Source organism: Helicobacter sp. NHP22-001 (assembly GCF_030270165.1).
Classification (GTDB): domain Bacteria; phylum Campylobacterota; class Campylobacteria; order Campylobacterales; family Helicobacteraceae; genus Helicobacter; species Helicobacter gastrofelis.
This window is the reverse complement of record NZ_BSWS01000003.1, coordinates 1-18,448: the sequence shown is the minus strand read 5'-3', so window position 1 is coordinate 18,448 and position 18,448 is coordinate 1. Positions and strand designations below refer to the sequence as shown.

20 protein-coding genes and 1 pseudogene are annotated in these 18,448 nt (G+C 46.4%); 14 read left to right on the top strand and 7 right to left on the bottom strand.

The features are described from left to right. Positions 1-4: 4 nt before the first annotated feature. The 4 genes from QSJ47_RS03660 to QSJ47_RS03645 are packed head-to-tail and all read right to left on the bottom strand — an operon-like array spanning position 5 to position 2,019. A complete protein-coding gene (locus QSJ47_RS03660) occupies positions 5-898 on the bottom strand; it encodes a polyprenyl synthetase family protein (protein WP_285602550.1) in 894 nt (297 codons plus the stop codon). Next, the gene (locus QSJ47_RS03655; protein ID WP_221272195.1) at positions 898-1,296 is read right to left on the bottom strand and encodes a hypothetical protein; all 399 of its coding nucleotides are present in this window, start codon (positions 1,294-1,296) and stop codon (positions 898-900) included. Before QSJ47_RS03655 ends, QSJ47_RS03660 begins: the two co-directional genes overlap by 1 nt. Beyond that, positions 1,289-1,579: a DUF2018 family protein gene (locus QSJ47_RS03650; protein WP_221272194.1), complete on the bottom strand. Its 291-nt coding sequence runs from the start codon at positions 1,577-1,579 to the stop codon at positions 1,289-1,291. Before QSJ47_RS03650 ends, QSJ47_RS03655 begins: the two co-directional genes overlap by 8 nt. Next, positions 1,579-2,019 (bottom strand): Dps family protein, encoded by a 441-nt coding sequence (locus tag QSJ47_RS03645; RefSeq protein WP_221272193.1) that lies wholly within the window; start codon positions 2,017-2,019, stop codon positions 1,579-1,581. Before QSJ47_RS03645 ends, QSJ47_RS03650 begins: the two co-directional genes overlap by 1 nt. Before the next feature lie 192 nt (positions 2,020-2,211). Here QSJ47_RS03645 and QSJ47_RS03640 point away from each other — a divergent pair, with 192 nt between their 5' ends. From QSJ47_RS03640 to QSJ47_RS03630, 3 genes are all read left to right on the top strand, one after another. Continuing rightward, positions 2,212-3,378, top strand: coding sequence for a class I SAM-dependent methyltransferase (locus QSJ47_RS03640; protein WP_285602463.1), 1,167 nt, complete (start codon positions 2,212-2,214; stop codon positions 3,376-3,378). Positions 3,379-3,387: 9 nt separating this feature from the next. Then, entirely contained in the window at positions 3,388-4,770 is a 1,383-nt protein-coding gene (locus tag QSJ47_RS03635) for a phosphomannomutase/phosphoglucomutase (protein ID WP_285602462.1), read from the top strand. Positions 4,771-4,941: 171 nt separating this feature from the next. Further along, the gene (locus tag QSJ47_RS03630) at positions 4,942-5,085 is read left to right on the top strand and encodes a hypothetical protein (protein ID WP_285602461.1); all 144 of its coding nucleotides are present in this window, start codon (positions 4,942-4,944) and stop codon (positions 5,083-5,085) included. A 198-nt stretch (positions 5,086-5,283) separates the two neighbouring features. On the opposite strand, the gene uvrA is transcribed toward QSJ47_RS03630, so the two are convergent. Continuing rightward, complete coding sequence (uvrA, locus tag QSJ47_RS03625) at positions 5,284-8,076, bottom strand: excinuclease ABC subunit UvrA (RefSeq protein WP_285602460.1); 2,793 nt, start codon at positions 8,074-8,076, stop codon at positions 5,284-5,286. A 155-nt stretch (positions 8,077-8,231) separates the two neighbouring features. Here uvrA and QSJ47_RS03620 point away from each other — a divergent pair, with 155 nt between their 5' ends. Continuing rightward, complete coding sequence (locus QSJ47_RS03620; protein WP_285602459.1) at positions 8,232-9,017, top strand: outer membrane protein; 786 nt, start codon at positions 8,232-8,234, stop codon at positions 9,015-9,017. Here the strand turns inward: QSJ47_RS03620 and QSJ47_RS03615 are convergent. Beyond that, the gene (locus QSJ47_RS03615; RefSeq protein WP_285602458.1) at positions 9,014-10,168 is read right to left on the bottom strand and encodes a cation:proton antiporter; all 1,155 of its coding nucleotides are present in this window, start codon (positions 10,166-10,168) and stop codon (positions 9,014-9,016) included. The genes QSJ47_RS03620 and QSJ47_RS03615 overlap by 4 nt on opposite strands. After that, entirely contained in the window at positions 10,161-10,670 is a 510-nt protein-coding gene (locus tag QSJ47_RS03610; RefSeq protein ID WP_352155190.1) for a formyltransferase family protein, read from the bottom strand. Before QSJ47_RS03610 ends, QSJ47_RS03615 begins: the two co-directional genes overlap by 8 nt. Before the next feature lie 132 nt (positions 10,671-10,802). Between QSJ47_RS03610 and htpG the strand changes: the two genes are divergently transcribed. The 10 genes and pseudogenes from htpG to QSJ47_RS03565 all read left to right on the top strand — a co-directional run bounded on the left by htpG (position 10,803) and on the right by QSJ47_RS03565 (position 18,284). Further along, positions 10,803-12,668, top strand: a complete 1,866-nt coding sequence (htpG, locus tag QSJ47_RS03605; protein WP_221272187.1) for a molecular chaperone HtpG — start codon at positions 10,803-10,805, stop codon at positions 12,666-12,668. Continuing rightward, a complete protein-coding gene (locus tag QSJ47_RS03600; protein WP_285602456.1) occupies positions 12,665-13,291 on the top strand; it encodes a hypothetical protein in 627 nt (208 codons plus the stop codon). Before htpG ends, QSJ47_RS03600 begins: the two co-directional genes overlap by 4 nt. Next, entirely contained in the window at positions 13,281-14,822 is a 1,542-nt protein-coding gene (gene guaA / locus QSJ47_RS03595) for a glutamine-hydrolyzing GMP synthase (protein WP_285602455.1), read from the top strand. Before QSJ47_RS03600 ends, guaA begins: the two co-directional genes overlap by 11 nt. Beyond that, a complete protein-coding gene (thiE, locus tag QSJ47_RS03590) occupies positions 14,813-15,430 on the top strand; it encodes a thiamine phosphate synthase (RefSeq protein ID WP_285602454.1) in 618 nt (205 codons plus the stop codon). The genes guaA and thiE overlap by 10 nt, the downstream gene beginning before the upstream one ends. Before the next feature lie 125 nt (positions 15,431-15,555). Continuing rightward, positions 15,556-15,899 (top strand): annotated as a pseudogene (locus QSJ47_RS03585) (S-ribosylhomocysteine lyase); the annotation flags it as partial. A 124-nt stretch (positions 15,900-16,023) separates the two neighbouring features. After that, positions 16,024-16,539 (top strand): NAD(P)H-dependent oxidoreductase, encoded by a 516-nt coding sequence (locus QSJ47_RS03580; protein WP_285602453.1) that lies wholly within the window; start codon positions 16,024-16,026, stop codon positions 16,537-16,539. 10 nt (positions 16,540-16,549) lie between these two features. After that, a complete protein-coding gene (locus QSJ47_RS03575; protein ID WP_285602452.1) occupies positions 16,550-17,404 on the top strand; it encodes a pirin family protein in 855 nt (284 codons plus the stop codon). Positions 17,405-17,481: 77 nt separating this feature from the next. Further along, complete coding sequence (locus QSJ47_RS03570) at positions 17,482-17,709, top strand: hypothetical protein (protein WP_221272181.1); 228 nt, start codon at positions 17,482-17,484, stop codon at positions 17,707-17,709. A gap of 18 nt (positions 17,710-17,727) precedes the next feature. Beyond that, the gene (locus tag QSJ47_RS08205; RefSeq protein WP_352155186.1) at positions 17,728-17,856 is read left to right on the top strand and encodes an SEL1-like repeat protein; all 129 of its coding nucleotides are present in this window, start codon (positions 17,728-17,730) and stop codon (positions 17,854-17,856) included. Positions 17,857-18,068: 212 nt separating this feature from the next. Further along, positions 18,069-18,284, top strand: coding sequence for a 2-hydroxymuconate tautomerase family protein (locus QSJ47_RS03565; protein ID WP_285602451.1), 216 nt, complete (start codon positions 18,069-18,071; stop codon positions 18,282-18,284). Positions 18,285-18,448: the final 164 nt, after the last annotated feature.

Genomic DNA, 18,448 nt, shown 5'->3' with positions numbered 1-18,448 from the left:
CCCCCTAAAATTGTCTTTCTAAAACCCGCAAAGCCATTGCCTCTAGGGCTTGGTTGTTCTCGCCCCTAATCGCCTCTAGGGCTTGGTTGGTGTAGGCTTTGGCCTCTTGCAAAGTGGCTTGGATGATGTTATGTTCTTTAAATTTTTCACTGCACCACAGCTTTGCCTCTTCTTTGGGGCTTTTAAAATACCCCCTTAAAATGCCCTGCTCTGCGGGGCTTAGGCGTTGGTGCAAAAGGATATAGGGTAGGGTGCTCTTGCCCTCTTTAAAGTCACTAAAAGCAGGCTTACCCAGCACCTCTTTAGGTTGTGTGATGTCGAGCAAATCGTCAATGATTTGAAAGGCGATGCCAAAGTTGTGCCCAAAGGCGGCGTATTTTTTAAAGTCCAAGCCCGCTAAAAGGGCTGCCCCCCCACTGCTTGCCACAATCAGGGCTGCGCTCTTGTCGGCGACCATGTCGATGTAAAAATCTTGGCTGGGGTTAAAGCCTTGCGCCATTTGGGTGTCTTTGATTTCGCCCCTAGAGAGGGCCACCACGCTTTGGGCGACCACCTCTATGATGGGTTTGGCAAAGTCGGCTAAGGCACAAAAAGCCTTGGAGTAGAAAATGTCGCCGAGCATGATGGCGTTTGTGTTGCCAAAGGCGTGGTTTAGCGACTCGTGTCCGCGCCTTGTGGCAGCGTGGTCGATGACATCATCGTGGAGCAGGGAGGCGGTTTGGATCATTTCTATGATGGCGCAAAAATCCACGAGCTTAGGGTGTTTGGCGCAAATGGTTAAAATCAAACGGCTTCTTAGCATTTTACCCATGCCTAAGTTCTGTGCCATGCGTAAGACTTGTGGGCTACCCACCTCTTCTAAATATGCTTCGATCTTGGCTTGTATGCGCTCTAACATTAAGGTTCGATCCATTTAAGTTGGGAAGATGCTTTCACCCTCAAGGTCGCCGCCCCCTCTTTGTCGTTGAAGTTTTTAAAGGTTACCAAAAAATAGGGATGTTCGTAATTGCCGCTGATCTTTTGCTCTGCGCTATTCTCTTTAAAAATATCCGCTCTAAAGGTGTTGCGTTGTAAATCCTTGTATAAAATGAATTGATAGGGGAAGTGGTTTAACTTTAAATGCACCACTAACCCGTGATCTTTAAAAAGAGTCCAGCGCAAACTTAGGGGCTTTTTAAATTTATTTAGTTGCAACTTTCCACTAAAAACCTCGTCTTTTTTAAGCGTGAGTGTGCGATCTAGCGGTTTAGCATATAATATAGGGGCTAGGAGCAACACGAACCAAAGCCTATTCATGCCCACTAAGGACGGCTGCCATGGATTGTATGGCTAAATCCACCTTTTTAGCGTGCACTTTTTCTTGCAAGTTGGGATCAAATCTCAGCTGTTTTAACAACGCCTCAAACTTATCCTCCAAGCCTTCTTGTTCTAAAAAGAGTGTGCCTAAAGCCTGCCACTCTAAAAACCGCTCCAATTCCTCAAAAGAACGCTTGGGACTGGCGTGCAGTAGGATTTCCCCCCACTTTTCAAGGGGGTCGCCCTCCAAAACCTCTAAACCTTGGTCTTGATCCTGTAGCATTAAGCTAGACTAGCCTTCAACATCCATACAGATTTTTGCAATTTAGCAAGCTGTTCGTCGGCGTAGGCGGCGGTGACTTTATCGCCCGCTTCATCGGCAAATTCCGAGAGTTGGGTAAAGTGTTTTTCCAAATGCTCGTAGTCGTGCAAAACGGCTTCAAACACTTCTTTAGAGTGGAAACTGTGCTTGCTCTCCTCTTTAATGTGGGCGACTTTCAACGCCTCGGCAAGGGTTACCACGGGGACATGCCCTAGTTGGGCCACCCTTTCGGCCAAATCGTCAAACATGTCGGCAAACTCTTCGTACACGGCTTGCGTGAATTTATGCACGGCGTGGAAGTCATGCCCTTTCACATTCCAATGGAAATTGTGTAACTTCATGAACAAAACAATGCTGTCGGCTTGAAGTTGTCTTAGTAGATCAAGTGTCTTTGTTTTCATAAACTCCCTTTTTTTATAGTTTTTTGCTCACTAGTCTTAAAAAACTAGCTGCCCATTTTAGCCTAAAAATGGTTAACGCAAACTTTTGGCCGCGCAACGCTAAGGATTTTTAAATGAAATTAGTTTACAATGGCGGCTTTACACGCCTTAGCACACCCCACAATAGGTGGAGCACAAACGAAGGTTTAAACCATGCTCTCTAAATTTTTTCTAAAATCCATGTTTAAGAAATGGCAAAATGGGGATTACCGCGTGGTGTTTTGGGACAAAGAAGTCTACCAAAACGGCACCAAAACCCCACAATTCACCATAAAAATCAACCGCCCCCTAAAAATGAGCGACATTAAAAAGGACATGTCCTTAACCATTGCCGAAGCCTACATGGACGGGCTGATCGACATTGAGGGCTCGATGGACGCTGTGATGCGGGTGTTGTATTTACAAACCAATTACGACCACTTACACAAGCACGACAACGCCACACCCATCCAGCCCGCCGACAAAGAAAAGTCCAACATCAAAAGCCACTACGATTTAGGCAATGACTTTTACGCCTTGTGGCTAGATGAAACCCTTAGCTACTCTTGCGCTTACTTTAAAAAAGAAAGCGACACTTTGTACCAAGCCCAATTGCAAAAGTTAGATCACACCTTAAAGAAACTAGACCTCAAACAGGGTGAAAAACTTTTAGACATCGGCTGTGGTTGGGGCTATCTCTCCATTAGAGCGGCACAAGAATACAATGTAGAAGTGATGGGGATCACCATCTCTGAAGAGCAATTTAAGCAGGCGAGCCAACGGGTGAAGGATTTAGGATTGTCCGATCGGGTTACGATCAAGCTGTTAAATTACCAAGATTTGGACGGCTTGCATTACCGCTTTGATAAAGTGGTGAGTGTAGGCATGTTCGAACATGTCGGTAAGGCGAATTTGCCCTTTTATTTTAAGAAAGTTAAAGAAGTGTTGAAAGTGGGGGGCATGTTTTTATTGCACTCCATTTTGTGTTGCTTTGAGGGCACGACAAACGCTTGGATCGATAAATACATTTTCCCCGGAGGGTATTTGCCCTCTTTGCGTGAGGTGATCTCGATCGCAAGCGAAAGCGATTTTCATTTAGTGTTGGGTGAGAGTTTACGCCTACATTACGCCAAAACCTTGGACCTTTGGTATAAAAACTTTTGCGACAAACAAGAGCAAATTGCCCAAATGTACGATGCCCGCTTTATCCGCATGTGGTCGCTCTATTTAAATAGTTGTGCCTCCGCCTTTAGGGTCGGGAGTGTGGACCTTTATCAATTGCTTTTGACTAACAGCGTGGACAACACCATCCATTGGACCAACGCCTACATTTACGAGTAAAGGACAATGATGCCATTAGATCCGAGTATTTTTAGAGAATACGACATTAGGGGGATTTTTAACAAGAGCTTAAACGAGCCTTGCGTGCGCCAAATCGGGCTAGAGTTAGGCAAAATCATGGCGCAAACCTGCCCCAAGGTGGCTTTAGGCTACGATGCCCGCACCCACTCGCCCACCTTATTTCAGTGGCTTAAAAGCGGGCTTGAAAACTTTGTAGAAGTTTATGATATGGGGCTTGTCCCCACGCCCGTAGCTTACTTTGCCACCTTTAATCCCATTGACAACACCCACACCCCCCACTCCATTATGATCACCGGCTCGCACAACCCCCCCGAATACAATGGCTTTAAGATCACTTTAGATCAAAAGCCCTTTTACGGGCAAGCCATTCAAGAGCTAAAAGAGCAAATGCTAAAAGCCCCCACACCCTACACCCAAAAATCCGCACCCACCCACACACTTAACGCCAAAGAGGCCTACCATGCCTATTTGATCAACGCCTTTGCACACCTACAAAACTTCCCCTATAAAATCGCTTTGGATTTTGGCAATGGAGTGGGGGCGATCGGTTTAGAGCCGGTGCTAAGGGCGTTAAATATCAAGTTTGATAGCCTTTATTCTACCCCCGATGGGACTTTCCCTAACCACCACCCCGACCCTAGTGAAGCCAAGAATTTAAAAGACTTGCAAGCGCACATGCAAGCGCATCAAATCCCTATCGGCATTGCCTTTGACGGGGACGCAGATCGAGTCGCCTTGCTAACAAGGGGGCGCATTTATGCAGGCGATGAGCTGGCGATTTTATTTGCCAAGAGCCTAGCCCAAAAAGGCATTAAGCCCCTAGTCATCGGCGAAGTCAAATGTTCGCAAGTCATGTACAACGCCATCAACGCAATCGGGCAAGCTATTATGTATAAAACGGGGCATAGCAATTTAAAGGTCAAGCTTAAAGAAACAAACGCCCACTTCGCCGCCGAGATGAGCGGGCATTTATTCTTCAACGACCGCTATTTTGGCTATGACGATGCGCTGTATGCGTGTTTGCGCCTCTTAGAGTTGTTTTTAGAGCAAGCCCCAAACACTTTAGAAGAGAGTTTAAAGAACTTACCCTACTCTTATAAAACCCCTGAGGAAAAAATCGCTGTCAAAGAAGAAGAGAAGTTTGAAATCATTGAAAGACTTAAAGAGAGTCTAAGGGGGCAATTACCGCAAAACTTCCCCCCCATTGTGGACTTGATAGACATTGATGGGATTAGAGTGGTCTTTAAAGATGGCTTTGCGCTTGTTAGGGCGAGCAACACCACGCCCACGCTCGTTACGCGTTTTGAAGGCAAGGATGAAGAGAGCGCCCAAGCCTACAAGCAAGCAGTGTTAGGATTGCTTAACTATTGATGAAAGCTACAAATTCTAGGTGAACATACCCTCTTGGTTTGACTAAAAGCTTGGATCAAGAGCCACACCTCGACTTGCTCATAATCTAGGATCTGAAAAAGCTTAAAAGAAGAAAGAACTTGTAGGGGACCTCACCCCCCCACGAGGGGGAGGGGCAAGCACAGCTTAGTCTTGGTTGTTGCTGTTATTGCTATTGTTGCTGTTATTGCTATTGTTGCGGTTGCTGCTGCTGCTGTTATTGCTGTTGTTGCTGTTGTTGCTGTTCCTGCTGTTGTTGCTGTTGTTGCTCATAACATTCTCCTTCCAAAAATTTGAAAACCTTCCAGGTCAGGCTTTCGCCCAACCTTCGGTTCTCATACCGCAGACTATAGCAAAACTCTTGTTTACTTTGGTAAATGAAAGTTTTTAAAGACGCCCACTTAATGGGCTTAAAGTTCCCTAGCAAATGCTTCAAGTTTATTTTACATGGATTTTTAGGTCTAATCGGTGCTGATTTACCTAAAAATTTTTATCTTAAAGCCCCAACTCTAGGGCTAAATATTTGCCCGTGAAACTTCCCGTTTTAGCGTGGTTTTTAGCCAAGGTTGCAGGACTGCCTGTAGCGACCACTTGTCCCCCCCCAGAGCCTCCCTCAGGACCCATGTCAATGACATGGTCTGCGTTCTTAATGATGTCTAAATTGTGCTCGATGACAATCATAGAGTTGCCCAAAGCCACTAAAGAGTGCAAGACATTTAAGAGAAGTTGTATATCCTCAAAGTGCAGCCCCGTGGTGGGCTCGTCTAAGATATACAAAGTCTTGCCCGTGTCTTTGCGGCTCAGTTCTTTGGCTAATTTAATGCGCTGCGCCTCCCCTCCGCTTAAGGTCGTGGCGTTTTGTCCTAGCGTGATGTAACCTAGCCCCACGGCGTTTAAAGTCTGCAATTTGGCGGCGATTTTGGGGATTTTAGAGAAAAACTCTAGGGCTTCCTCCACGCTCATGTGCAAAATATCTGCAATGGACTTATCCTTGATTTTCACCGCTAGGGTTTGTTCGTTGTATTTGCTCCCCTTACAGCTGTCGCATTGCACTAGGACATCTGGTAAAAAGTGCATTTCAATTTTAATCTCCCCCTCCCCGTGGCACTTCTCGCACCGCCCCCCCCGCACATTGAAGCTAAAGCGACTTGCGCTATAGCCTAGCACTTTTGCATCCTTGCTTTGGGCAAAGAGTTCGCGGATGTCGTCCATCACCCCCGTGTAAGTGGCGGGGTTGCTTCGTGGGGTCTTGCCTATGGGGGCTTGGTCTAAGTAAATCACCTTGTCTAAATGCTCCAAGCCCTGCACAACCCCCACCCCCCCCCCGCTCTTTTTGGCATGGTTTAACTTCTCTTGGGCGATGGGCAAGAGTGTTTGTAAAATCAAAGAGCTTTTACCGCTCCCACTCACCCCCGTAACACACACAAATTGTTTTAGCGGGATTTTTACCTGCAAGTTTTTAATGTTGTGGATATGCACATCCTTTAATTGCAAACAAGCCGGGTTTTTAGGCGGGGTTAACTTGGGTCTTGTGATGTTTTTCACCCCTTGCAAGTATAACGCCGTTGGGTGGGTGCTTTGCAAAAGTTTAGTCACACTGCCGCTAAAAACCACTTGTCCCCCGTGCTTGCCCGCTTTTGGACCAATATCCACGATGAAATCCGCTTGCTTGATCGTTTCTTTGTCATGCTCTACCACGATTAAAGTGTTGCCCTTTTGCTGTAAATTCTTTAAAGTGCGTATGAGTTTAGCGGTGTCCCTTTCGTGTAAGCCAATGCTTGGTTCGTCTAGCACATACAACACCCCCGTAAGCCCACTGCCAATTTGACTAGCGATCCTTATGCGTTGTGCCTCCCCCCCGCTAAGAGTCCTTGCGTCCCGCCCTAAAGTGAGATAACCCAAACCCACATCCACTAAGAAAAACACCCTCTCGTTGATCTCTTTTAAAATCGGGGCGGCGATGCGCTGTTCTTGCGGGCTTAAATAGGCGAAGTGGGCTTTGTCCTTAAAGAAGGCATGCACGGCGTTTATGGGCATGTCTATCAAGCTAGAGATGTTTAGCCCCGCCACTTGCACCGCCAAAGATTGCCGTTTTAGGCGGTAACCCTTGCAACTCGCACAGGGTTTTTCATACATGTATTGGCTTAAGTCCTTGCTGTCCTTAAAGAAGTCGTAAGCGATTTGGATGAGCCCCATCCACTGACGGCTAAGGCTTTGTTGTTTGTAGGTGAAGTGCACTTCTTTGCCATTGCCATAAAGTAGGGCTTCTTGTTGGTGGGGGTCTAGCTTGTCAAATAGGCTATTTGTGTCTAGCCCATTTGTGGCACAAAAGCCTTCAAACAAGGCGCAATAGTAGGCGTTGTGGTAGAAAATTTTTTTCATGTCGCCTATGGGGAGGTTAAAATCTAAGAGTTTTTGGATGTCTAAACTCACCTTTGCCCCAAGCCCTGCGCACTCAGGGCAAGCCCCTTTGGGCGAGTTGAACGAAAAGCTCACGGGTTCTAGGGGCTCAAAGCTCACTTTACAAGCAAAGCACGCCAAATGCTCGCTGTAATGGCGACTTTTGTTCGTGTCTAAGTCCAACACCTCTACCCGCCCATAGCCCTCAGCCAAAGCCCGCTCTAGCGCACTTGAGAGCCTCGCTTGGTTTTGTGCGCTCACTTCAAGGCGATCGGCTATGGCTTTAATGCTGTGCTTTTTGTTTTTGGCAAGTTCCAAAGGCTCATCAAGGCGGGTTAAGACCCCGTCAATTTGCGCCCGCACAAAGCCCTTTTGGCGCAAGCCCTGCAAAATGTCGTTAAAATGCCCTTTTTTGTTATCCACTAGGGGGGCTAAAACCAACACCTTACGCCCCGCGCACTCTTGCAAGACTTGGGCGATGATGTCGCTAGGCTGCATGGATGCAATGGGTGCGCCGCACAAGTGGCAGTGTTGCCGCCCCACTCGGGCAAACAGCAAGCGCAAATAGTCGTAAATCTCTGTGGTCGTGCCCACCGTGGAACGGGGGTTTTTGGAAGTGGTTTTTTGATCGATCGCAATGGCAGGGATCAGCCCCTCGATTTTATCCACCGCCGGTTTGCCCACCTTGTCTAAAAACTGCCTCGCATAGCTAGAGAGCGACTCTAAGTAACGCCGTTGCCCCTCAGCATAGAGCGTGTCAAAGGCGAGCGTGGACTTGCCCGATCCGCTAAGCCCCGTAAAAACAATGAATTGATTTTTGGGGATTTCAAGGTCAATGTTTTTTAAATTATTCTCTTTGGCACCATAGATTTTAATGCTGTTTGGCAAATGTAACTCTTTTTTTGGTAGGATAGCGAGCTATTATACTTAAATTTTATAGGGGGGCGTGCCATAAAAAATATAAAATCCTTGTTTTATGAGAGGAAACATGCTATGATTGCGGCCTATTTATATCTTTTTGTGATGAACTTTAAAGGATTGCGATGAGAAAGTTTTTACTAGGTGTCCCTCTAGCCCTCGGGGTTGTGGGGAGTTTGACAGCCGAAGAGAATGGCGTTTTCATTGGGGCGGGCTACCAAGTCGGGCAAGGCAGGATGAACACGAATGTTTATAACCAAACCATAGATGGGGTGAGCTACCCCCCCGGCACAGGTCCGGATTACAAAAACTGGCAAGGCACAAATGTCAGTTGGCATGCTAAATACGCCAATGGGGCGATGAATGGCTTTGGGTTTTTAATCGGGCAGAAGTTTTTCTTTAAGCTCCCCCATGCCAAGACGAAGTGGCTAGGCGTGCGCTACTATGGCTTTCTAGACTATGGGTTCAGCGATCTAGGTCCGCAATTAAGCGTAGATCCCATCTATGATGGCAATGTCCGCTTAAGCATGGTCGCCTATGGGATTGGCGCGGACATCATGGGCAACTTCATTGATCGCAAAAATGCAAGTGTGGGCGTGTTTGGGGGCTTTGCCATCGGCGGGAACGCATGGCAGGTCAATAAACCCACCTTAGATGCTTGGAAAGAAGCCATTTTACACGCAGACCCCAATGCCAAACTTGGAGGCTTACCCCACCACGGCAACTTCAATGTGTGGTTGAACTTCGGCTTTAGGACCAACATTTACAAGCACAATGGTTTGGAGTTGGGCGTTAAGCTCCCCATGCTGGTTAACCCCTTTTTCCCTTCCAAAAGTGCGAACACCAATTGGCTTTACTACAGCTTGAAGCGCGATTACTCTGTGTATTTGCGCTACCTTTACACTTTCTAGGCAGAGTGGGGGGGTTTTTGTAAAATCTTAATTAAAGTGGTGAAGAGCACCCCCTCAAAAACCGCCGCTAGTAAAAATGCGTAATAGGTTTCCTCATTAATCGCCCCCACCCTTAGCCCCACGCTTGCCGTTGTAACTAAGAAAGTTAAGGGCATGGACGCGCTCATGGCAAACATGGCGGTGTTTTTCACGCTTTTTAACTCCCCTTTAAACACCACAAAGCTACTCACAAGGTGCAGACTTGCCATGCACGCCATAACTAGGGCGGCGTGGGTGAGAAACTTCGGGTGGGTTAAAATCAAATGCAAGTCCAAAGTCGAGCCGACATGGATAAAAAACAAAGGGACAAAGAAGCCAAAGCCGATGTCGTTGAGCTTGTCAAACAACTCGTGCTTATGGGGGAAGAAGGTAGAAATGAGTGTGCCGGCTAAAAACGCCCCCAAAACCAACTCTAATTTGAGCCACGCCACAATCCCCACCAAAATAAAGAAAAGCATGAGCGCAAAACGCATGTCTTGGTTTGCCTCGTTGCTTGGCATGATAAAAGCCTTTAGCCTAGGAAACCACCAAAACAACACCCTAAAAATACGCACCAAGCGCGCCATGATGAACAAGAAAACCAATAAAATCCCCAAAGTCTTAATCAAATCCGCCCCCAAGCCGTGTAAGTAAATCCCGTCCACGACCACAAGTAAAATAATGCTCGTGAGCTCACCCAAAACCCCGACTTTCAGCACCAAATTTAGCCATGGTTTGTCCTTGCCATAGTCGCGAACAAGAGTCATGATCATCCCCAAGCTCACAATGGGCAGGGCAATGATGTAAAGGGCGGGCAAGTGTGCACTTAGGGTAATGGTGCTCGCCATTGCATAGAGAATGCCAAAGTAACTTAGGATTTTCTTTAGTGTTTTGCGCTCCATTTGCTTAAACACATACAAATCCACCTCCATGCCACACAAAAACATTAAGAATAAAAACCCCACCTCAGCCATCGTGCTGAAATTAGCGTTGGGTTTTAAAAGTCCAAAGTAAACCCCCAAAGTGCCTAGCAAAATCTCTAGCACCGCCACAGGCATTTTTAAAACCCGACTCACATAGGGGGCTAGAACGATCAAGGGGGTGATCGCCATTAAAATAAATAAATCATGCATGGCGCAACCCTAGTGCCCTTAGTGAGGCTTGGGGGTAAAGTTTATGCTCTAAAGCGTGCACCCTTTGGGTGTAACTCTCTAGGCTCTCTTGGGGCTTTAGGCTTAAACTCTCTTGTAAAATGAGCTTACCGTTATCTAGCTCATCGCTCACCCAATGCACGCTCACCCCTAGTCCGCTTTGGCTTGAAAAACTTCTTTTTAGGGCATTTGCCCCCTTGTGTTGGGGTAAAAAAGAAGGGTGTATATTGATCGCTTTGTAGTGGGCTAAAAATTTGGGGCTTAAAATTTTAAGATAGCCCGCACACAGCACCAAAACACAGCCCTTAAAGGCACTAATAAAGTTGTCTTCAGCCCCCACGATATAGGGCATGTTAAGGCTTTCACAGCGTTTAATCCCCCCTGCCTTTGGGTTATTTGTGGCGCAAAGGGCGACCTCTAGCCTTATTTCTTTGTCTTGTTGCCAATAGACTTTTTGGTGCAACTTCTCTATGAGATTTTGCATGTTTGAGCCCTCACCACTAAATAAAATGCCTAATCTTAAAGAGTGCATGGCGGGCATGTTAGCATGTTTTCTTAAGGGGGCAAAAACCCTTTTTGCGCTATAATGGGGGTTTATCTTACAATTGGAGTTTTAATGGCGTCTACAAAACACACTTTCCAAACCGAAATTAACCAGCTTTTGGATTTAATGATCCACTCTCTTTATTCCAATAAAGAGATTTTTTTAAGGGAGCTCATCTCAAATGCCTCCGATGCCCTCGACAAATTGAGCTACATGGTGATCAGCGATGAGGCGCATAAGTCTTTAGAGTTTCACCCCCAAATCAATTTGAGTTTTGACGAAAAAGCCAAGAGCCTTACTATTGCCGACAATGGCATTGGCATGAGCGAAGAAGAGCTGATCTCAAACTTAGGCACGATCGCCAAATCAGGCACAAAGAGCTTTTTAGCTAATTTGAGCGGGGATCAAAAGAAAGACAGCGCGCTTATCGGGCAGTTTGGCGTGGGCTTTTACTCTAGCTTTATGGTTGCTCATAAAGTCGTGGTGCAAAGCAAAAAAGCCCTAAGCGAACAAGCCTTTGCGTGGGTGAGCGATGGCAAGGGCTCTTATGAAATCAGCCCTTGCGTCAAAGAAGGCTTTGGCACAGAAATCACGCTGTATCTCAAAGACGAGGAGGCACAATTTGCCAACCGCTGGGAGATCGAGCACATTGTAAAAAAATACTCCGAGCACATCCCCTTTCCCATTTTCTTAAGCTACACTGAAACCAAAAGCGAGGGCGAGGGCGGAAACAAGAAAGAAGTTACAGAGGACAAATGCACCCAAATCAACAGCGCAAAAGCCCTTTGGCGCATGCCTAAAAATGAACTCAAAGACGAGGACTACAAAGAGTTTTACAAAAGTTTTGCGCACGACAACAGCGCACCGCTGGCGTGGATACACAACAAAGCCGAAGGGGTGTTAGAATACAACACGCTTTTTTATATCCCAAGCACCGCCCCCTTTGACTTATTTAGAGTGGATTACCAATCAGGCGTGAAACTCTATGTTAAACGGGTATTCATCACCGACAACGACAAAGAGTTGTTGCCCCAATATTTGCGCTTTGTGCGCGGGATCATCGATAGCGAGGATTTGCCCTTGAATGTGAGCCGTGAGATTTTGCAACAAAATAAAATCTTAGCTAACATCAAAAGCGCATCCACTAAAAAAATCCTAGCCGAGATTGAAAAATTAAGCCAAGACACAGAAACTTACAAGAAGTTCTACGCTCAGTTTGGGCGGGTGTTGAAAGAGGGCTTGCACAGCGACTTTGAGAATAAAGACAAGATTTTAGACTTGCTACGCTTTGCCAGCAGTAAGGGCGAAGAGTCGCTATCGCTCAAAGCCTACAAGGCCAGCATGCCAAGCGGACAAAAAAGCATTTATTACATGGTCGGCGAGAGTTTAGACCTACTCAAAGCCTCCCCACTCCTAGAAAAATACACCCAAAAGGGCTTTGATGTGCTCTTAATGGGCGATGAAGTGGATGCCTTTGTCATGCCCGGGGTTACCGAATACGACAAAACTCCTTTCAAAGACGCAGCCAGTGCTGAAACCTTAAAAGAATTAGGACTAGCTGAAATCAGCGAGACAGAGAAAGAGGAGTTTAAGGGAGTGATAGAGGCGTTTAAAGAAGCCTTAAAAGATGAGGTGAAAGAAGTCGCCTTGTCTAAAGATTTGCACTCAGCGGTCGCGCTTGTGGGCGATGCGCAAAATGCCATGATGGCAAATTTAATGCGCCAAATGGGCCAAAGTGTGCAAGAACAGCCCAAGACTTTAGAACTCAATATCGGACACGCCATCATCCAAAAGCTTAAGGGCGTGGAAGATCACGCCTTACTCACCGATGTGGCGCACTTGCTGTTTGACAGCGCAAAGCTCTTAGAAAATGGGGCGTTAAAAAACGCTAAAGCCTTTAATGACCGCTTAAGTGCCACGATTTTGCGCGCCTTTTGATGCGCCTTATCCCCTTGCTTTTGTGCTTGCCCTTGCTAGGCGAACCTTTGTATATCGCCAGCGACCTAGGCAACAAAGAGGGGTTTTTAGACTTTTTAAGTTTGGCATTTTACGAGGGGGCGGGGGTTAAGGTCGTTTGGCAACCTTTAAAGAAAGTCAAACACTTGTGCCAAGTGCAAGCCTTATTGATCTCTAAAAATGCACTCGATGCCCGCCGTTTGCAAAACAAAAAACCCGTTGCGCTTTTTAAAGAAAGTTTTATCCTCTTGGGGGCTAAAGAGCTATCGCCGTTTTTTGCGGATAAGAGCCCTAAAGCGGTGTTGCAAGAATTGGCTAGACCCGCCTTTACCACCCGCCTAAAAATCATGCGCAACCTTATAACCCCCTATAAGCCAAATGATTTAATCTTAATGAGCGAAAGGCTTTATTTGCAAAAGCCCCCGCCTTTAAGCGTGCTGTTTAAGCCTCTAAACATGCACTATTTTTGGCTAAACCCATGCAACGCTAAGAGTGCACAAGGGCTATTAGAGTGGCTAAAAAGCCATAAAGACATTTTTACGGATTTTCGCATCAACTACCAAAGCATTTTCACCCCCATAGAGGACGACACATATGGCGATTGAACTGATTGTTTTAGATTTTGGGAGTCAATACACCCAGCTTGTCGCTAGGCGTTTGCGCGAAGTGGGCGTTTATACCGAGATTTACCCATACTTCACCCCCACTAAGGATTTATTAGTAAAAAACCCAAAGGGGATCATTTTAAGCGGAGGACCCGCAAGCGTCTACGACAAAGACGCTTATAGATGTGCTCCCGAGCTTTTTGAAACCAACTTGCCCATGTTGGGTATTTGCTATGGCATGCAACTCTTGGTGGATAGCTTTGGTGGGCAAGTTAGGGCGGCACATCGCCAAGAATTTGGCAAAGCGCATCTAGAGCTTTTAGAAAAACACCCCCTATTAGAGGGCGTGGATAATTTAAGCGTGGTGTGGATGAGCCACGCCGACCGCGTGGAAAGCCTACCGCCTAACTTCAAAGCCCTAGCTAAGAGCGCAAACGCCCCCTTTTGCGCCATAGCGCACACCACAAAGCCCCTTTTTGGCTTGCAATTCCACCCAGAAGTGGTACACAGCGTGCAAGGGACACAAATTTTAAAAAACTTTGCGCTTAAGATCTGTGGGTGCAAAGCCACTTGGGACATGCAAACCTTTGCTAGCCAAGAGATTGCAAAGATAAAAGAAAAGGTGGGCACAGATAGGATTTTATGCGCTGTGAGTGGGGGCGTGGATTCGAGCGTGGTCGCTAGCTTGTGCTATAAAGCGGTGGGGGCACAAACGGAAGCTGTGTTTGTGGATCACGGGCTCTTGCGCTTGGGTGAAAAAGAGCAGGTCGTTAAAATGTTTACCGACTTAAAAATCCCCTTGCATGTGGTGGATGCGTCTAGCTTATTTTTAGAGAGGTTAAGGGGCGTGAGTGAGCCCGAAGAAAAGCGTAAAATCATCGGCATGGCTTTCATCGAGGTTTTTGAAAAGAAGGCTAAAGAGCTAGAGAAGAGGGGCAAGATCAAGTATTTAGCGCAAGGCACGCTTTACCCCGATGTGATTGAATCGGTGAGCGTGAAAGGCCCTTCTAAGGTGATTAAGTCCCACCACAATGTGGGGGGTCTGCCCGAAAAAATGGATTTTGTGCTGTTAGAGCCTCTAAGGGAGTTGTTTAAAGACGAAGTTAGGGCTTTGGGCGCACAGCTAGGGTTGCCCCAAGACATGCTAAAACGCCACCCCTTTCCGGGCCCCGGATTAGCGATCCGCATTTTAGGGGCTGTGGGTTATGATAGCCTAGAGTTAGTCCGCCAAGCCGATCATATTTTTATCCAAGCCTTGCACGAGGCAAAACTCTACGACTCGGTGTGGCAAGCCTTTTGCGTGCTTTTAAATGTGCATTCTGTGGGGGTGATGGGCGATAACCGCACCTACGACAACACGCTCGCCTTGCGGGCGGTGTGCGCCAGCGATGGCATGAGCGCACACTTTGCACCCCTACCTTTTGAGTTTTTAGAGAGCGTAGCAAACAAAATCATTAACGAAGTGAAGGGGATCAACCGGGTTGTCTACGACATCACTTCTAAGCCCCCGGGGACAATTGAGTGGGAGTAGCCCTAAAGGGGGTGTATGGCTTGAGCGATGAGAACCTAACCCCCTATGATCAATTGCCAAACATGCTAGAGTGTGCTATTCAAGGTGGAATTACCCTCTTTCAGCTTAGAGATAAAACCCATAGCGATGCAGAATTACTAAATCTAGCCAAAGATTTAGCCAAGCTGTGCGCAAGGCATGGTGTGGGCTTTATTGTGAATGATCGCCTAGAGTTGGCCTTGCAATGTGGGGCTTTTGGTTTGCACTTGGGGCAAGAGGACACACCCCTAGAAGAAGCTCGCAAACACTTTAAGGGGGTGATCGGGATTTCGTGCTATGGGGATTTAACTAGGGCAAAACAGGCGCAAGACTTAGGGGCTGATTATATCGCCTTTGGGGCGTGCTTTAATTCGCCCACTAAACCTAAAGCCTCCACAATTTCTAAAGAAGTCCTTACACAAGCTAGGGCGTGCTTGAAGTTGCCCCTTTGTGCCATAGGAGGACTGACACCAACTAATTTAGCCACTCTCCCCCCCCTTGATATGGCAGCGGTGATCTCTAGTTTGTGGGTGGGCGATATAGCCCAAAACGCTAGAGTCTTAAAGGAAATTTTCAATGCGCAGTCCTAGACCCCAACGCACCTACAATTGGAGGTTGAGATTTCACCTTGCACCCCTACCAGGATTTAACCTGCTAGAGGATTTAGAACGAGCCTTTGCGTGTTTAAAATAACCATTGAATACAGAAGTCAAGGATGAAAATGGATGTGGAGAGTTTTAACTTAGATCACACCAAAATCAAAGCCCCCTATGTGCGCATGGCTGATCGTAAGAGTGGCGAACATGGTAGCCTTATTGTGAAATGATGTGCGCTTAAACAACCCAATAAGGAACACACATGTCAAGCTTGCATTCTTTAGAGCGCTTAATCGTAGGATGGATCTACTGCCATACTGATCGTGTCTTGGACTAGCCGCCGATGTGTTGCCAAATGGGGTTTTATTTAAAATGTAGTTTTGCTTCCAGCCATACCTTAAGATGGCACGCAATCCCTAGCCAAGCGTTTTTAGATAAATGCGCTGAGTGGTCGAAGTTTGGGTCTAGCCACACCATAATCAATATTATTAAAAATAACTTAAGGTTTGAGCGTTTGGTTCAATTGAGTTGACAAGGCGTTAAATTCATGCTAAATGCCCCTAACAACAAAAAATGAAAGGAACAAAATGTCTACTTTAGTTGTTTTAGCCCACCCCGATTTGCAAAAATCCCGTGTCAACAAAGCTTTAAAAGAAAGCATTAGCCATAAAGGTGTGGTGTTTAGCCAGCTTTATCAAAAATACCCGGATTTTAAAATTGATGTCACTGCCGAACAACAACTGCTCACACAAGCCGAGCGGATCGTGTTTCAATTCCCTATCTTTTGGTATTCCTATCCCCCTTTGTTTAAAAAGTATTTGGACGATGTGCTCGCCTATGGTTTTGCCTATGGCTCTAATGGCAAGGCGTTGCATAGCAAAGAGTTTTCCTTAGCCGTGAGTTTAGGCTCACCCATAGAGAATTACACTAAGGGGGGTTCTCAAACACTGCTCACCATAGAGGATATCTTAGCTCCTCTTAAAGCCACCATCCTATTTATAGGGGGCAAATACGCAGGCCATTTTGCAACTTTTGGGGCTTTGAATTTAAGCGATCAGGATTTAGCTATCCATTGCCAAGATTATCAAGAGTTTGTTAAGTAAAGGGAGAATGATGAAACAAGTGGATAGGGTTTATGACGCGCCCTCCAAACATTGGGTGGGCAATGGGTTTTATGTCGCCTCGATGTTTAGCTACCACGATACACACAAGAATTGCGACCCGTTTTTGCTCTTGGACTACAACACACCCTACTATTTTAAGGGGGGTGGAGGGGAGTTTGGTGTGGGATCACACCCCCATAAGGGCTTTGAAACGGTAACCATCGCCTATAGCGGTGAAGTGGAGCACACAGATTCGCATGGGGGAGGGGGGATCATCACCCCCGGGGATGTGCAATGGATGACAGCAGGTTCTGGCATTTTGCACCAAGAGTTTTATTCCAAGAAGTTTGCCAAAGAAGGCGGGGTGTTTGAAGTGGTGCAGCTTTGGGTGAATTTGCCCAAAGCCCATAAATTAACTCCTCCTAAATACCAGGCGATCACCGCACAAGAGATCCCAAGAGTGGCCCTAGAGGGCGCAAGCAAGGCGCGGATCATCGCCGGGGAGTTAAGGGGGGTTAAAGGTCCAGCAACGACCTTTTCTCCCATTAATTTGTGGGATTTAGAGGTGCATGGTGGGGATGCTTTGCGTTTAGAGGTCCCAAAAAGCCACAATGTCTTGATGTTGGTGCTGGGTGGTGTGGTTGAATTAGAAAGACACCGCGCGCACAAAGAACAGCTTATCACCTTTCAAAAGGGAGGATCGCAAATCGATCTTTTGGCCCTTGAAAAAGCTAAGGTGCTTATGCTCACAGGCGAACCGCTCAATGAACCCGTGGTCGGCTATGGACCTTTTGTCATGAACACGCAAAGAGAGATTGAGCAAGCCATGGCAGATGTGCGCTCAGGGCGTTTTGGGAATCTTTGACCAAAGTTTAATGAGGCAGGCTGTCAAAATTCGCAAAGTTCGAGTCTGCTTGTTGCAAAACGATAAAGGAGATTTTCATGGTTAAAGCAAAAGAAGCGAGCTCGATAGAAGCCAATGGGGGCACTGAGGGGGTTGTTTACCTAAATGCAGCAAAAGAGGCTTACGACAATAAGGACTATGCAGAGGCTACAAAATATTATCTCAAGGCTGGAGAGGCTGGAGAAGCCAAAGCATACTTTAAATTAGCTACCTTGTTCTCCCGTGGTGAAAATGTTGTTAAAGATGTTGGTAAGGGTTTTGAGTAGCTCCAAAAGGCGGCACAAATGGGGCACGCACAAGCCCATTATGCCATAGCAGTGGTCTATCACTATGGATACGATAGAGAACAAAACACAAAGAAAGCCAGGGAGCATTACCAAAAAGCTGTAAGGGCATTAATCCAACTTGTCTAGCTTGATGATCAGCTGATACGATTCACGGGGCTTTTTCTCCCCTACACAGAAGCTGCAAAAAACCGCTACTCTTTATACTTCTAGCTCTCTTTAGGGCAGTTATAAGCGGTTATTTACAAGGCGTGAAAAATACAAAAAATTAAAAAGAGATTCGACATTAATACGCAAATGCTAACATCAAATGCACTTGATTAAAATTGTGAGGAGAGATTATGCCTTTTATCAACATCAAAATCACTCAAGAAGAGGGGCAACCCACAAAAGAGCAAAAACAGGCTTTGATTGCAGAGGTTACACAAGTGGTCGCTAAGGTTTTAAAGCGCGATCGCATTGCTTCTACCACTGTCATCATCGAGGAGATCAACACCGATAACCATGGCTTGGGAGGTAAGAGCGTTACACAGATACGCGAAGGTGGTCAATTTTAATAAGAAAGTTGTCATTGCTTTTAAACCCACAAGCACGCGAAATTTTAATTTATGCAAAAAAACTAATCAAAAACGAAGCTTGTAGAGCATCTCACTTATAGAGCTAGATGGTTGCCATTGAGGGGATACCCATAGATTCCTTAGTGGTTTGTTACTCAAGTGCT